General features: G+C 67.4%; 14 protein-coding genes and 2 tRNA genes. 9 read left to right on the plus strand and 7 right to left on the minus strand.

Annotated elements, in window-relative coordinates:
• The first annotated feature begins 9 nt into the window (after positions 1-9).
• The 4 genes from kdpB to AC2YHA_RS04810 all read left to right on the plus strand — a co-directional run bounded on the left by kdpB (position 10) and on the right by AC2YHA_RS04810 (position 4,104).
• Positions 10-2,043, plus strand: coding sequence for a potassium-transporting ATPase subunit KdpB (kdpB, locus tag AC2YHA_RS04795; RefSeq protein ID WP_487400575.1), 2,034 nt, complete (start codon positions 10-12; stop codon positions 2,041-2,043).
• A gap of 10 nt (positions 2,044-2,053) precedes the next feature.
• On the plus strand, positions 2,054-2,635 hold the full coding sequence (gene kdpC / locus AC2YHA_RS04800; protein ID WP_487400576.1) for a potassium-transporting ATPase subunit KdpC: 582 nt from the start codon (positions 2,054-2,056) through the stop codon (positions 2,633-2,635).
• Positions 2,636-2,645: 10 nt separating this feature from the next.
• Entirely contained in the window at positions 2,646-3,341 is a 696-nt protein-coding gene (locus tag AC2YHA_RS04805; RefSeq protein WP_233782613.1) for a response regulator, read from the plus strand.
• Between the two features lie 121 nt (positions 3,342-3,462).
• Positions 3,463-4,104, plus strand: coding sequence for a glutathione S-transferase family protein (locus AC2YHA_RS04810; RefSeq protein WP_487400577.1), 642 nt, complete (start codon positions 3,463-3,465; stop codon positions 4,102-4,104).
• A gap of 44 nt (positions 4,105-4,148) precedes the next feature.
• Here the strand turns inward: AC2YHA_RS04810 and AC2YHA_RS04815 are convergent.
• The 4 genes from AC2YHA_RS04815 to AC2YHA_RS04830 form a co-directional block, all read right to left on the minus strand.
• Positions 4,149-4,225: transfer RNA gene (locus tag AC2YHA_RS04815), tRNA-Pro, on the minus strand.
• 121 nt (positions 4,226-4,346) lie between these two features.
• Positions 4,347-4,422 (minus strand) — tRNA-Ile (locus AC2YHA_RS04820).
• A 29-nt stretch (positions 4,423-4,451) separates the two neighbouring features.
• The gene (locus AC2YHA_RS04825; RefSeq protein ID WP_487400578.1) at positions 4,452-5,468 is read right to left on the minus strand and encodes a polysaccharide deacetylase family protein; all 1,017 of its coding nucleotides are present in this window, start codon (positions 5,466-5,468) and stop codon (positions 4,452-4,454) included.
• Positions 5,469-5,470: 2 nt separating this feature from the next.
• Positions 5,471-7,216, minus strand: coding sequence for a sensor histidine kinase (locus AC2YHA_RS04830; RefSeq protein WP_487400579.1), 1,746 nt, complete (start codon positions 7,214-7,216; stop codon positions 5,471-5,473).
• Between the two features lie 244 nt (positions 7,217-7,460).
• Here AC2YHA_RS04830 and AC2YHA_RS04835 point away from each other — a divergent pair, with 244 nt between their 5' ends.
• The gene (locus tag AC2YHA_RS04835) at positions 7,461-7,922 is read left to right on the plus strand and encodes an Lrp/AsnC family transcriptional regulator (protein ID WP_233782455.1); all 462 of its coding nucleotides are present in this window, start codon (positions 7,461-7,463) and stop codon (positions 7,920-7,922) included.
• 36 nt (positions 7,923-7,958) lie between these two features.
• Here the strand turns inward: AC2YHA_RS04835 and AC2YHA_RS04840 are convergent, their stop codons facing one another.
• Positions 7,959-9,242, minus strand: a complete 1,284-nt coding sequence (locus AC2YHA_RS04840; RefSeq protein ID WP_487400580.1) for a hypothetical protein — start codon at positions 9,240-9,242, stop codon at positions 7,959-7,961.
• A gap of 229 nt (positions 9,243-9,471) precedes the next feature.
• On the opposite strand from AC2YHA_RS04840, the gene gyrA reads away from it, so the two are divergent.
• From gyrA to AC2YHA_RS04855, 3 genes are read left to right on the plus strand one after another with little or no spacing between them, the layout of a single operon-like run.
• Positions 9,472-12,222 carry a DNA gyrase subunit A gene (gene gyrA, locus AC2YHA_RS04845; RefSeq protein WP_487400581.1) on the plus strand — a complete coding sequence of 917 codons (2,751 nt, stop codon included), beginning with the start codon at positions 9,472-9,474 and terminating at the stop codon, positions 12,220-12,222.
• On the plus strand, positions 12,219-12,566 hold the full coding sequence (locus AC2YHA_RS04850) for a DUF952 domain-containing protein (RefSeq protein WP_487400582.1): 348 nt from the start codon (positions 12,219-12,221) through the stop codon (positions 12,564-12,566). Before gyrA ends, AC2YHA_RS04850 begins: the two co-directional genes overlap by 4 nt.
• A complete protein-coding gene (locus tag AC2YHA_RS04855; protein WP_487400583.1) occupies positions 12,532-13,266 on the plus strand; it encodes an SGNH/GDSL hydrolase family protein in 735 nt (244 codons plus the stop codon). The genes AC2YHA_RS04850 and AC2YHA_RS04855 overlap by 35 nt, the downstream gene beginning before the upstream one ends.
• Here AC2YHA_RS04855 and AC2YHA_RS04860 read toward each other — a convergent pair.
• Together AC2YHA_RS04860 and AC2YHA_RS04865 are read right to left on the minus strand one after the other, a co-directional pair.
• The gene (locus AC2YHA_RS04860; RefSeq protein WP_233782451.1) at positions 13,263-13,694 is read right to left on the minus strand and encodes a DUF488 domain-containing protein; all 432 of its coding nucleotides are present in this window, start codon (positions 13,692-13,694) and stop codon (positions 13,263-13,265) included. The two genes, AC2YHA_RS04855 and AC2YHA_RS04860, sit on opposite strands and share 4 nt — an antisense overlap.
• Positions 13,669-14,073 (minus strand): VOC family protein, encoded by a 405-nt coding sequence (locus AC2YHA_RS04865; protein WP_233782450.1) that lies wholly within the window; start codon positions 14,071-14,073, stop codon positions 13,669-13,671. The genes AC2YHA_RS04860 and AC2YHA_RS04865 overlap by 26 nt, the downstream gene beginning before the upstream one ends.
• Positions 14,074-14,199: 126 nt before the next feature.
• Here AC2YHA_RS04865 and AC2YHA_RS04870 point away from each other — a divergent pair, with 126 nt between their 5' ends.
• On the plus strand, positions 14,200-14,742 hold the full coding sequence (locus tag AC2YHA_RS04870; RefSeq protein ID WP_487400584.1) for a GbsR/MarR family transcriptional regulator: 543 nt from the start codon (positions 14,200-14,202) through the stop codon (positions 14,740-14,742).
• Positions 14,743-14,820: the final 78 nt, after the last annotated feature.

Consider the following 14,820-nt stretch of genomic DNA (forward strand, 5'->3'; position numbering starts at 1 on the left):
ACGGAAACCATGTCCACCGCACCCACTTCGATGTTCTCGGCAAGCCTGGTTGTCCCGGCGATCGGCGATGCCTTCAGGAAGCTCTCCCCGCGCGAGCTGATCCGCAACCCGGTGCTGTTCACCACCGCGGTCGTCGCGCTGCTGCTCACCGTCCTGCTCGTGATCGGCGGAGAGAAGCTGCCGTTCGGCTTCCAGGCGCAGCTCATCGTCTGGCTGTGGCTGACGGTGCTGTTCGGCACTTTCGCCGAGGCGCTGGCGGAAGGGCGCGGCCGCGCCCAGGCGGCCTCGCTGCGCGCCACCAAGTCGGAGCTCCAGGCCAAGCGCCTGACCGGCGCCGGCGAAACCTGGGAAATGGTCGGTGCCGCCCTGCTCCGCCGCGGCGAAACGGTGCTGGTCGAGACCGGCGACCTCATCCCCGCCGACGGCGAGGTGATCGAGGGCGTCGCCTCGGTTAACGAGTCCGCGATCACCGGCGAAAGCGCGCCCGTGATCCGCGAGGCGGGCGGCGACCGTTCGGCGGTGACGGCGGGCACCCGCGTCATCTCCGACCGAATCAAGGTGCGGGTGACGCAGGAGCCCGGCCAGGGCTTCCTCGACCGCATGATCGCGCTCGTCGAGGGCGCCGAGCGGCAGAAGACACCGAACGAGATCGCGCTGACCATCCTGCTGGTCGGGCTCACCATCATCTTCCTGATCGCGGTCGCGACCATTCCGGGCTTCACCAGCTATGCCGGCGGTCAGGTGCCGGTGGCGATCCTGGCGGCGCTGCTGATCACGCTGATCCCGACCACCATCGCCGCATTGCTGTCGGCGATCGGCATCGCGGGCATGGACCGGCTCGTCCGCTTCAACGTGCTCGCCAAGTCGGGGCGCGCGGTCGAAGCGGCCGGCGACATCGACGTGCTGCTGCTCGACAAGACCGGCACCATCACGATCGGCGACCGTCAGGCGAGCGTGTTCCGCCCGCTCACCGGCGTCGACACCGCGGTGCTGGCCGACGCGGCGATGCTCGCCAGCCTCGCCGACGAGACGCCCGAAGGCCGCTCGATCGTCACCCTCGCGCGCGAACGCCATGCGATCCCCGTCCGCACGCTGCCCGCCGATGCGACGGTGATCCCCTTCACCGCCCAGACCCGCCTGTCCGGCGTGCAGATCGACGGCACGCTGATCCACAAGGGCGCGGTCGACTCCATCCTGAAGGCGGTGCCGGCGCTGGCCAACACCCCGCAGGCAGCCGAGCTCAAGCGCGTCACCGACGAGATCGCCCGCGCCGGCGCCACGCCGCTCGCGGTGGTCAAGGACGGCCATCTCCTCGGCGCGATCGCGCTGAAGGACGTGGTCAAGGCTGGCGTGCGCGAGCGGTTCGCAGAGCTGCGCCGCATGGGCATCCGCACGGTGATGATCACCGGCGACAACCCGCTCACCGCCGCTGCGATCGCCGCCGAGGCGGGAGTCGACGATTTCCTCGCCGAGGCGACGCCGGAGGACAAGCTCGCGCTCATCCGCAAGGAGCAGCAGGGTGGCCGGCTGGTCGCGATGTGCGGCGACGGCACCAACGACGCCCCCGCCCTCGCCCAGTCGGACGTCGGCGTGGCGATGAACACCGGCACCCAGGCCGCGCGCGAGGCCGGCAACATGGTCGACCTCGACAGCGATCCGACCAAGCTCATCGAGATCGTCGGCCTGGGCAAGCAGCTGCTGATGACGCGCGGCGCGCTCACCACATTCTCGGTGGCCAACGACGTCGCCAAATACTTCGCGATCATCCCGGCGATGTTCATCGCGCTCTATCCGGGGCTCGGGGTGCTCAACGTGATGGGGCTGGCCAGCCCGCAGTCGGCGATCCTCTCCGCGATCATCTTCAACGCGCTGATCATTCCGCTGCTGGTGCCGCTGGCGCTCAAGGGCGTGAAGTATCGCGCGATCGGCGCCGGCCCGCTGCTCGCCCGCAACCTCGCCATCTACGGCCTCGGCGGCCTGCTTGCCCCGTTCGTCGGCATCAAGCTGATCGACCTGCTCGTCGCCGGCCTCCACCTCGCCTGAGGACAGAACCATGCTCACCGACCTCAAGACCGCGCTCCGCCCGGCAATCGTGCTGACGATCCTGTTCGCCGCGCTCCTCGGCCTCGCCTATCCGGCTGCGCTGACCGGCATCGGCCAGCTTGCCTTCCCGCATCAGGCGAACGGCAGCCTGATCCGCGAGAACGGCAAGGTGATCGGCTCCGAGCTGATCGGCCAGGGCTTCGCCGCCCCCGGCTATTTCCACTCGCGGCCCTCGGCCGCCGGCAAGGGCTATGACGCGCTCGCTTCCTCGGGATCGAACCTCGGCCCGACCAGCCAGGCGCTGGTCGACCGCGTCAAGACCGACCTCGCCGCCAATGGTTCCTCACCAGGACAATCGGTTCCCGCCGATCTGGTGACTGCCTCCGCCTCGGGGCTCGATCCCGATCTCAGCCCCGAGGCGGCCTTTTTCCAGGCCGGGCGCGTCGCCAAGGCGCGGGGGATTCCAGTGGATGCAGTACGCCAGCTGATCACGCGCGAGACCCAATATCCGCTGCTCGGCTTCCTCGGCGAGCCGCGCGTCAACGTCCTCGCGCTCAATCGCGCACTCGACCGGTTGGCACCGCGCCCGTAACAAGGAGGGCATGGCCCTGCCGACCAAGGTCCTGATCGTCGAGGACGACGCCGCCATCCGCCGCCTGTTGCGCGTCGCGCTCGAGCGCGCAGGGCATGAGGTGGCGGAGGCGGCCACCGCGCGCGAGGGTCTGTCGCTGCTCGACATCGACAAGCCGCAGGCGGTGCTGCTCGACCTCGGCCTCCCCGACCGCGACGGGCTGGAGCTGATCCAGCTCGTCCGCGCACGCTCGCAGGCGACGGTGCTCGTCGTCTCAGCGCGCGAAGATACGGCCGAGAAGGTCGCGGCGCTCGATCTCGGCGCCGACGATTACCTGACCAAGCCGTTCGACACCGAGGAGTTGCTCGCCCGCATCCGCACCGCGCTCCGCCACCGTCTCGCGACCCAGGCCGAGCGCGACCGCGTCACGGCCGGCGAGGTCGAGATCGACCTCGTCCACCGCCGCGTCCGCCGTGCCGGCGAGGAAGTCCATCTATCGCCCAAGGAATATGAGGTGCTGGCTGAACTCGCCAAGCGGCCCGATCGCGTTATCGGCCACGCCCAACTCCTGCGCACCGTCTGGGGACCGGCGCATGAGACGCACGTGGATTACCTGCGTATCGTGGTGCGCAACCTGCGCCAGAAGCTGGAAGCCGATCCGGCACGGCCGCTGCTGATCATCAACGAACCGGGGGTCGGTTACCGGCTGCGCTCGACTGCGGAGTAGCAGTCGTCCGATCAGGGCATATCCCTTAACATCATCTGGCTCCCACCGCTTGCAAAATAGGATTGGTCCGGCTAATTCAAACCGCTTGCGAATTGCAAGCGGTCTGGAAGGGATTGCGGCCATGATCACCCTATTCGGCGAGGGACGGGGCTTCCGGGTTGCCTGGCTGCTGGAAGAGATGGGGCTTTCTTACCGACTGCGGCCCGTGGACCTGCTGGCCGGCGTCGAGAACGATCCAGAGTTCCTGACCATCAATCCCGCCGGGTTCATCCCCGCGATCCAGGACGGCGACGTCATCATGGTCGAGTCGATCGCGATCATGGAATATCTGATGGCGCGTTACGGCCCGACGCCGCTTGCGCCGGAGCCGCACGAGCCGGTCTTCCCCTTGTACCAGCAGTTCCTTCACCTCGGCGAGGCGGGACTCGCGGCCTCCATGTATTTCGTCAGCGGCGCGCGCCACATCGCGCCCGAAGGCGAGCGGAACAACTGGAGTGCCCGTCAGGCGATGAGCGTGTTCGAATCCCGGCTGGGACTGGTGACGCGGCAGCTCGAGCGGACGCCCTATGTTGCCGGCGAGGCGTTCACGGCGGCCGACATCTCGGTGGCCTATGCCCTGCTGCAGGCCAGGAGAAACGGAGGCGTCGTCTACGGCGAGGTCGAGGGGGCCTATCTCTCGCGGGTCACGGGTCGTGACGCTTACAAGCAAGCCATGGACATGTGCCAGGATACCAAAGCCTGGGCGGCCGCAAGGGGCGGCTGACGCGCTTCAGAAGTGGAGCACATAAGGCGCTTCACGGCAGTAGGTGGTCGGGGAGACAGGATTCGAACCTGCGACCCTCTGCTCCCAAAGCAGATGCGCTACCAGGCTGCGCTACTCCCCGACGTGACGGCCCTTAGCGGCTTCATTGAACTGCATGCAAGGCGCCGTGGCAAAGCCGCGCCGTCGGACGGCCGCGCTTAGAGGCTCGCATCAACTCCGCTGCTGCTTACCCTGCGCGGCGCTGGTGGGCCCGGCAGGACTCGAACCCGCAACCTAGCCGTTATGAGCGGCCAGCTCTAACCATTGAGCTACAGGCCCGCCAGCGAAACGCTGCGATAAGGGCCGCGTCAGGCGCGCGCAAGCGCTGCCGCATCGGCCGCGGCAACGATCTCGTCGAGACTGGCGGAGGCGATCCCCAGTCGGTCGAGCAGCGTCAGCATCGCATCCCACCAGCGCCAGAACGCAGCCAGGTCCTGCGCATCACGGACATAGGGCGTGTGCCCCGGTTCCAGCGACGGCGAGTGAAAGCTGAAGTTGAGCAGCGTCACCCCCTCCCCAGCCGCAACCCGCACGGCCTCGAGGGCGTCCGAAAGCGGCATGCCTTCGGGCGTCAACGCCACTCGCGCCAGCAGACCGGTGCGCGCGAGCAGGCCGCGTCCCTTGGGGACGATTCCGGCCATACGGTACAGCGCTGCTCCGCCTCTGCGGGCTCGGCCGGTATAGACGGTGGTGAGCGGCAGTTCGATCACACCTTCCGGCGTACGAAAGGCATGATTGCCGTGATCGAGAAAAATAGGGCCGCCCTTGCCCGAATAGTCATAGCCGGGACGGATCGAGCTGTCGAAGCGATACCCCCGCTCCGCCAGCAGGGCGAGCGTCGCCGGGCCGATCCCATAGCGGCCGGCGCGATAGAGCTTCGGCCGTCCGAATGCCTCCGTGATCGCGTCGGTCAGCACGTCGAGCTTGGCCGCCTCCAGCGCGCGGGGCAGGTTGCCGGCGAAGCTGTTCCGCGGATTGACGGCCTCGTCGAACGGCGGATTGACCCAGGGGTGGAGCTGGGTGCCCACCGCATGGGCGCCTTCAGCGAGCGCAGTCCGTAGATGTTCGATCGATGCCGGATCGGTCACGATCGGATGATCGACGAGGAAGGTCAATGCCGCCCCCGTCTCCGAAAAACGTCGCGCTGCGGCCGGGATCGCCCCCGTGGCACGCACCGAGCACGCATCGCGGGCGAGCGGCGCGCTCCAGTCGAATTCTTCCTCGGTATCGACGAAAATGGTGAAACGCTGCCCGAAATCGGCGGGCCACCGGACGCGATCGCCCAGCGCGGGCAGCGGCGGGTGATGGGTGTCCCCCGCGTCCACCGTCAGCTCTGCCGCACCTGCTCCATCGTCTGGCGTCCTGCCGCAGGCAGGCGCAGAGTCAAGGCATCACCCTCGACCACTAGTCCACCACCCAGCTGGCGGGCGAGATTGCGCACCAGCCGCAGCGCAAAGCCGCTGCCGAGGAGCGACGCCGGATTGTCCTCGTCGTCGATCGAGAACAGCGCATCGCCCTCGAACACCGCCAGCGCGCGCGGCCGCGAGATCGACAGCAAGCCGGGCTCCTCGGCACGAACGACCACGCTCTCGCCGGGCTCAGTGACGCCGAGCAGCGTCGCCAGCAGACGCTCCAGCAGGCGCCGCAGTGCATAGATGTCACCGAACGCCTCGCCGGGCTTGCCGTCGATCACGATCCGGGCGGCGCGCACCTGGGCGAGCGGGGCGAGGTCGGCGATGATCTGGATCAGCAGCGGTTCGAGCGCCACCGTCTCGGGTCGGAGGTCGAGCGCGCCCGACTGGATGCGCGCCGCGGTGTCGAGGTCGTCGATCGCCGCGAGCAGGTCCTGCGCATCCGAGCGGATCGTCTCGGCATGGTGCCGATAGGGCTCGGGGACCGGGCCCAGCATGGCGTGCTCGATCATCTCGGAAAAGCCGACGATCGCATTGGTCGGCGTGCGCAGCTCGTGGACGAGCTGGCGCATCGCGTCCGGCCGGGGCGCCCGGCCCGGCCGTTGATCGGTGCGGGGGCGGCGCGCTTCGCCGCGATAGCCGGTGAAGCGGCCCGTGCGCCCGTCGAAGGACGGCGTGCCGGAGATGCGCCACTCGCCCGATGCGTCGGTCTCGCCGCCAACGTGCAGATGCGCGTCGACGAAACGCGTGCGGCGTCGAAATGCACCTGCGGCCACGCCATCGACGCCTGCGGCTCGCGGCAAGGCCGGAACGGCGAGCGACAGCCCGACGAGCGGCCCGCGCGCCACACCCTCGACCCAGCGGATCGCACCGGTCTCGTCGGTTTCGAACACGAAGCGATCGGCGAGCGCGACGTGCTCGGCGGCGGGCACGATGGTTTCGTGATCGCGCTGATAAGCTTCGATCCGTGCGACGACGTCGGCGATGCGGAAGGTTTCGCCGGGCTCGTCGTGCTCCTGCTGCCGTGCCTTCGCAACGACCGGCAGATCCTGCGCGACCTCGCCGACCGAACGAAATGGGTCGGATGCTGGAGGGGCAACGGTCTCCTGCGCATCGATCCCGGATCGGGATTCACTGCCGGGCGCGTCGCCGGGAATATCGAGGATCGGTCCGCCCCCGTCAGGCCTTTTGGTTTGCGTTTCAAAACGGAACGCCGATTCCGACGGCGTTCCGGCCGACGGCAGCACGAAATCGGTTGGTCCGAAGCTCTCCAGTGCACGCACCACCTTGGGATCGAGATCGCGGCGATGGCGCAGCACCGCACGCCCCTGCGGCGACAGTTCAGGCAGCAGTGCGATCCACGACTCGGGGGGTAGAGTCGCGAAACGGAGCACGGGCGCCGATACCGCGATCTCGTCGAGCGCTAGCAGGCGGACCAGCGCTGCGGGCGGACGGGCACCGGCTGTCGCTCGCGCGCTCGCCGCCCGCACCGTCAACGGCACTTGATCCTTCAACTCCATCAACGCCGTCATAGCACGCGCATCCGCCGCAATCCGTCCCCGCGCGACCAGGTCGACGAGCTGGCGCCATCCTGCCTGCGCCGCGGTCGGCGTATCAAGCCCTGCTGCCAGCACCGTGTCGAGAGTATCGTCGAAGCGCACTCGGCCCCCTGCGCACGCCGGTTGGTGAAGCGCGCGTCGTCACGAATCCTTAACGAGCGGCGGGGGAGGTCGAAACGGCGCATTTTGGGACGTCGCAATGTGGCACAGACTGGCCGTTCGGCAATCTTCGACAAGTCGCAGACGTTAAGTTGTGTATCGTCAGAGTCGAACAATTGCGTTCGCGTGAAATTTTCTTATTGCTGGTCGCGCCGATTCGGCAACAATCATCGGGGGATAATCACGAATGGCGTTCGACCGGATCGACCGGCAGATCATGTCGCTGCTCCAGGAGGACGGGCGGATGACCAATGTGGAGCTCGCCGAACGGGTCGGCCTCACCGCCCCGCCGTGCCTCCGCCGCGTCCGCGCACTCGAGGAGGAGGGCGCGATCCGCGGCTATCACGCCGCCCTGGACCCCGCCAGTCTGGGCTATACCATCACGGTCTTCGCGATGGTGAGCCTCAAGAGCCAGGCCGAGGCCGATCTCGCGGCGTTCGAGGCGCATGTCGCGCAGATTCCCGAAGTCAGAGAATGCCACATGCTGAACGGCGAGATCGACTTCATCCTGAAGATCGTCGCCACCGATCTTCGCGCCTTCCAGGAGCTGCTGACGACGCAGCTCACGCCTGCGCCCAACGTCAGCCACGTAAAGACGTCGCTGACGATTCGCACCTCGAAGGCTCAGCCGGGAATCCCGGTGCTGTAAATCACGGGGCGGCCGCGCCGGCCGCCCCGTTAGCGATCAGGCGCCGGTCGCCGTGGCGGTCGGCGATATATCCATCCAGTTGGTCCAGAAACCGGCGATCTCGCTGCGCGGCGCCGTTGTCACACCCTGGAACGCGGTACGCGCGCCGGCCTTGTCGCCCGCTTGCGTCAGCGCCTGGCCCAGGCGAAGGTTGGCTTCCGACGTGTCGACGCCGCCCTTCGACAGCGCGAGCCTGTAGAACTCCGCCGCCTTGGCATAATTGCCCAATGCCAGGTTGACGTCGCCGGCGCCCATCGCGGCCTTGCCGCTGGTGCTCGCCTGCTTCTCGATCGTGGCGAGCGGAGCATCCGACTTAATCGCGGCCTGCGAGTCCCGGAGGAGCTGAGTGGCGGTGGCGTTGGTGGCCGGGATCTTGCCGGTCGCCTTGCCTTCGTCGAGCACTGCCTTGGTCTCATAGGGCAGACCCGCCTGATAGGCGAGGTTGGCATATTCCAGATAGTCGCTCTGGTCGGCGAGCGCCTTGGTCGCGCGCATCAGGCGGAACAGGTCGAGCCGCTGGTTGCGGTCGAGCGGCTGACCGCCCTTGGCCTCACGTCCGTCGCGATAGACCAGGATCACCTTCCGCCAGTTCTCCGCGGTCGGATAGGCCTTGACCGAACGCTGCAGCCAAGCCGCGGTCTCTGCCTTCTGGCCAGAGGCGAAGAGCTTGGCGATCGCATAATTGTACCAATCCTGCGGCGCCTTGCGACCGGCAGCCTCCTCGGCCTTGATCGCCTTGTCGATCTCGGCAACGCCGCCTTGGACGTTGCCGGTCTCGATCATCGATTGCGCGACCTGCAGCGCGAGGTTCTGGTCCTGATAGCCGAGGTCGCGCGCCTTGGTGAGGTACGGCAGCGCATCGGCGTACTTCTTGTTCTGGAAGGGGATCGCGCCGCGGAAGTAGTTGTAGCGCGGTAGATCGGTCTGCGGCGTCTTGGGATTGCTGATCAGTGCGTCGAGGATCGGGAGCAGTGCATTCTGATCCTGGCCCTGCGCGACGATCGGTAGCCTGAGCGCGTTGACGACATAGCGGTCGTCGTCGGTCTTCGCGAGCGCCTCGGCCTCGGCGATCTTGGCCATCGCGGTCGTATTGTCCTTGGCGGCGATCGCGGTCTGCGCCTCGGAGATGGGCTTGCGGATCGCCTCGGACAGATTGAGCTGCGGCGCGCCGGCGTCCTTGTCCTTCTTCTTCTGCGCGACGGCGGGCGTGGCCACCGCCGTCACCGTCACGCCGGCGGCAAGGACCGCAACCAGCGCGGCGTGCGAAATCAGCTTCATCATCAGGTCTCCTCTGCGGGCCTCTGTCGGGAAAAATCGTCCCGCTCTAGGCAAGGCCCCCGCGCCGTTCAAGCATTTGACCGACCGGACTTGCCCCGCGCGCGCTGAACCGCTTTTGAACGGATTCGGTTCCTCGCGCGCACGCGCGTACATACGCGCGCGGGGGTTGCTGGCGCCTTCGCGGGCCGCTAGAGCCGACACGACATTGCAACATTCCTGAAAGCATCAGAACTTGACCGACGAGACGCTGCTCGCCGACCCCTCCGACATTACCCCCATCTCGATCGTCGACGAGATGAAGTCGAGCTATCTCGACTATGCCATGTCCGTGATCGTCGCGCGCGCCCTGCCCGACGTGCGCGACGGCCTGAAGCCGGTTCATCGCCGCATCCTGTGGAGCTGCCAGGAAAGCGGCTACGTCTGGAACCGCTCCTATCGCAAGTGCGCCCGCATCACCGGCGACACGATGGGTAAGTACCACCCACACGGCAACCAGGCGATCTACGATGCGCTCGCGCGTCTCGCCCAAGATTGGGCGATGCGGGTGCCGCTGATCGACGGCCAAGGCAATTTCGGGTCGATGGACCCGGATCCGCCGGCAGCCGAGCGCTACACCGAGGCGCGTCTGGCCAAGGTCGCGGGTTCGCTGCTCGAGGACATCGAAAAGGACACGGTCGACTTCGTCCCCAATTACGACGGGTCGGAACGCGAGCCTTCGGTCCTCCCTGCGCGCTTCCCCAATCTCCTCGTCAACGGCGCCGGCGGCATCGCGGTCGGCATGGCGACCAACATCCCGCCGCACAATCTGGGCGAGGTGATCGACGCGTGCCTTGCGTACATGGACGACGGCGCGATCACGACCGAAGAACTGATGGAGATCGTACCGGGACCGGACTTCCCGACCGGCGCGCTGATCCTCGGCCGTTCGGGCTGCCGCGCGGCCTATGAGGGCGGGCGTGGCTCGATCATCGTGCGCTCGCGTCACAGCTTCGAGCAGCGCGGCGACCGCCGCTCGATCGTGCTCACCGAAATCCCCTACCAGCAGGGCAAGAACGCGCTGGTCGAGAAGATTGCCGAGGCTGCCAAGGACAAGCGCGTCGAAGGCGTCAGCGACATCCGGGACGAATCGAACCGCGAGGGCGTGCGCATCGTCATCGACCTGCGCCGCGACGCGACGCCCGAGGTGGTGCTGAACCAGCTGTGGCGCCACACGCCGGCGCAGGGCAGCTTCCCGGCCAACATGCTCGCGATCCGCGGCGGCCGGCCCGAGCTGCTCAACCTGCGCGACATCATCGAGGCGTTCGTCCGCTTCCGCGAGGAGGTGATCACCCGCCGCTCGAAGTTCGAGCTCGCCAAGGCCCGCGAGCGCGCGCACCTGTTGCTCGGCCTCGTCATCGCGGTCACCAACCTCGACGAGGTGGTGCGCATCATCCGCGGATCGCCGAATCCGGCGACGGCGCGTGAGACCCTGCTCGCCCGCGAATGGCCGGTTGCCGAGATCGCGCCCTATATCCGCCTGGTCGAGGCGGTCGAGGCCGAGGTGGAAGGCGACAGCTACCGCCTGTCCGAGCTCCAGGTCCGCGCGATCCTCGACCTGCGCCTCCACCGCCTGACGGCGCTCGGCCGCGACGAGATCGGCGACGAGCTGGCGGAGCTGGCCAGCTCGATCGCCGAATTCCTCGAGATCCTCGCCAACCGCGCCAAGCTCTACGAGATCATGCGCACCGAGCTGATCGAGGTGCGCGACCAGTTCGCCACGCCGCGCCGGACCGAGATCGCCGCCGCCGCCGACGGCATCGAGGACGAGGACCTGATCGAGCGCGAGGACATGGTCGTCACCGTGACCATGGAAGGCTATATCAAGCGCACCCCGCTCGACACCTTCCGCGCCCAGAACCGCGGCGGCAAGGGCCGCGCCGGCATGGCGACCAAGGACGAGGACGTCGTCACCGAGCTGTTCGTGACCTCCACGCACACGCCGGTGCTGTTCTTCTCCACGCTCGGCCGCGTCTATCGCATGAAGGTGTGGCGCCTGCCGGAAGGCGGCGCCAACACGCGCGGGCGGCCGATGATCAACCTGCTGCCGCTCGCGAGCGGGGAGACGATCTCGACCGTGCTGCCGCTGCCCGAGGACGAGAACGAGTGGGGCAAGCTCCACGTCATGTTCGCCACTGCCAGGGGCTCGGTGCGCCGCAACTCGATGGACGCGTTCACCAACGTGCCGTCGAACGGTAAGATCGCGATGAAGTTCGAGGGCGAGGATGAGGACGACCGGCTGATCGGCGTCGCGCTGCTCGACGAGAACGACGACGTTCTGCTGGCGACGCGCCAGGGCAAGGCGATCCGCTTCCCCGGCAGCGACGTGCGCGAGTTCCAGAGCCGCAACTCGACCGGCGTTCGCGGCATGACGCTGAAGGATGGCGACGAGGTGATCTCGCTGTCGATCCTCCATCGTTCGGGCGCGACCTCGGAGGAGCGCGAGGACTATCTCCGCTACGCGCCGTGGAAGGCGGAGCGCGACGGCGAGCCCAGCATGCCGCTCGACCGGTTCGAGCATCTGCGCGCGCACGAGCAGTTCATCCTGACCATCTGCGCCAACGGCTATGGCAAGCTGTCCTCCGCCTATGAGTATCGCCGCACCGGCCGCGGCGGCCAAGGCATCACCAACATCGACAACATCGCCCGCAACGGCCCCGTCGTCGCCAGCTTTCCGGCGACCAAGGCGCAGCAGCTCATGCTGGTCACCGACCAGGCCAAGCTGATCCGCATCCCGCTCGGCGATCTCCGCGTCATTGGCAGGGGCTCGGCGGGCGTGCGGCTGTTCAACGTCGCCGACGACGAGCATGTCGTCTCCGCCGCGCGCATCGAGGAGAGCGAGGAGGAGGCCGAAGCGAACCTCGGCGACGGTCCGAGCGTTGGGGCACCGACGCCCGATGCCGAACCGGGCGAGGACCTGGCGGCAGGTCCGGAGGACGGCGAGTGAAGGCGACGACCGCCTACAAGGTCCTGACCACCGAGCAGATGGCGGCGCTGGAGCACGACGGCAACTTTGCCGGCGCGCCGGTCGATCTTGCCGACGGATACATCCACCTTTCGACCTCCGGGCAGCTCACCGAGACCGTCGACAAGCATTTCGCGGGACAGGAGCACCTCCACGTCGTCGCGGTCGACCTCGAGGCGCTGGGCGACGCGATCCGCTGGGAGGAATCGCGCGGCGGTCAGCTCTTCCCGCATCTCTATGGGTCTTTGCCGCTCGACGCGGTGATCGCCTACTCTCCGCTGGAGCGTGACGATGACGGTTCGGTTCGCCTTCCTGTTACCGGCTAGCGCCGCGCTGCTTTCCATCCAGGCCGCCGCGCCTGCGCAGACGGCGCCGGCGACCTGCCCGGCCGACGGCAAATGGTCGCGTGAGGCCGACTTCGGCTGGCTCTGCCGCTATCGCGCGGACAACCAGGCACTGTCTGCCGCCAGGACCAAGGTCCGCATCGTTTTCATGGGCGATTCGATCACCGAAGGCTGGATCAGGACCGATCCCGGTTTCTTCAGGTCGGACCGGGTCGACCGCGGCATCAGCGGCCAGACCACGCCGCAGATGAGCCTGCGCTTCGCCCAGGACGTGGTCGCGCTCAAGCCGGCGGTCGTCCACATCATGGCCGGCACCAACGATATCGCCGGCAACACCGGACCGATGACCCAGGCCGACACCGAACGCGAGATCCGCAAGATGGTGCGGCAGGCGCGCGCGGCCGGCATTCGCGTCGTGATCGGCTCGGTGCTTCCGGCCGGCGCGTTCCGCTGGCGGCCGGGCATCCAGCCGGCGCAGCGGATCATCGCGCTCAACCGCTGGCTGCGCAGCTATGCCCGCGCCAACGGCCTCGTCTATGCCGATTATCATTCGGCGATGGCCGCTCCGGACGGATCGATGAAGCCGGGCCTGGCCGCGGACGGGGTCCATTCCAATGCTGACGGCTATGCCATCATGCGTCCCATCGCCGAGGCCGCGATCGCCAAGGCGCTGAAGCGCTAGGCGAACAGATCGACGACCTCCATCCCCCGTCCCTCCGCGGCGAGGAGCAGGGTGCGGTGGCACACCGCCGGATCACGCTCGAAGCAGAGCAAGGCGGAAGGTTTCTCCGCCGCCAGCGCGCGCATCCGCGCCGCCTCCGCCTGCGCCTCGGGCAGTTCGAGCTGGCCAGCGTAGACCGCCTCCAGCGTCGCACGGTCGCCCTTCTTCGCGGCGTCGCGGCCCGGCTTGGGCGTGCCGAGTGCCTTCAGATGAACATAGCCGATGCCGTGTTCGGCCAAGCCGGCGGCGAGCGTCGATTTGGAGAAGCCGGGCCGGCGCGACAGCGGCAGCGCGCGGATGTCGATCACCTGCTCGACCCCTGCCCGCTCCAACGCAGCGACGACCTCGTCGAAGGTCGCCCCTTCATAGCCGATGGTGTAGATCGTCACCGGTCTGCTCCAGATGGCATACCGCCTCGATGTTCATTCCGTCGGGGTCGAGAGCAAAGGCGGCATAGTAGCGACCTTCATACTGCGGACGGATGCCGGGCGCACCATTATCGCGTCCGCCAGCGGCGAGCGCGGCCTTGTGAAAATTATCGACTTCCTCGATCGTCTCGGCCCGGAAGGCGACGTGCAGGGCATCGCTGACCGTCTCCCCGTCGGCGATCACGAAGAATATCTCGTCGTCGCCCATCAGCACGGCATTGTTGCCGAGCGTGTTGGTCTCCGTACGGATCGTCCGGATCCCGAGCGGGGCCAGAGCCGCCTCGTAGAAGGCACGCGAGCGCTCGATGTCGCTGACGGCAAGGCCGATGTGATCGAGCATGACCGGTCCCTCCTCTCTCCGCGCCCAACGCGCCGGGCCGAAGAAGGTTACACCGGATCGCGCCCACGAACGAGGTTGACGACAGGCTCACCTTCTGTTATTTCTGTTTTTACAGAAAGAGACGATATGACCCTGCTCGATCACCCCGATGCCCGCGCTTTCATCCTCCATTGGGGGGAGATGGGCACGCATTGGGGCGTCAACCGCTCGGTGAGCCAGGTCCATGCGATGCTCTATCTCGCCGACCGCCCGCTCACCGCCGATGCCTTGGTCGAAGGACTGACGCTCGCCCGATCCAACGTCTCGACCGCGCTCAAGGAACTGCAGGGCTATGGCATCATCCGGCGCGTCCATGTCGAAGGCGACCGCCGCGACCATTTCGTCGCCGAGACCGACCTGTGGGAGATGCTGACCCGCATCGTCGCCGAGCGCAAGCGGCGTGAGATCGACCCCACCATCGCCCATCTCGCCACGCTCGCCGAGCGGCTCAAGGCCGACGCGGACGCCCCGCCGGTGCTGCGCGAGCGGATCACGCGGATGCACGAGTTCACGAGCACGCTCAGCACCTGGTACGATCAAGTGCGCGTGCTGCCCAAGCCCACCCTCGTCGCGCTGATGAAGCTCGGCGGCAAGGTGGCGCGATTCATTCCCGGCCGGAAAGCCGTCTGAGGGGAGATCGGCCATGCCCTACCCGCCCTGACGTTTACCTTAAAATTTCAGAAATTACAGAAGATACGAAATACCATG

Source organism: Sphingomonas sp. SRI_018 (assembly GCF_057586275.1).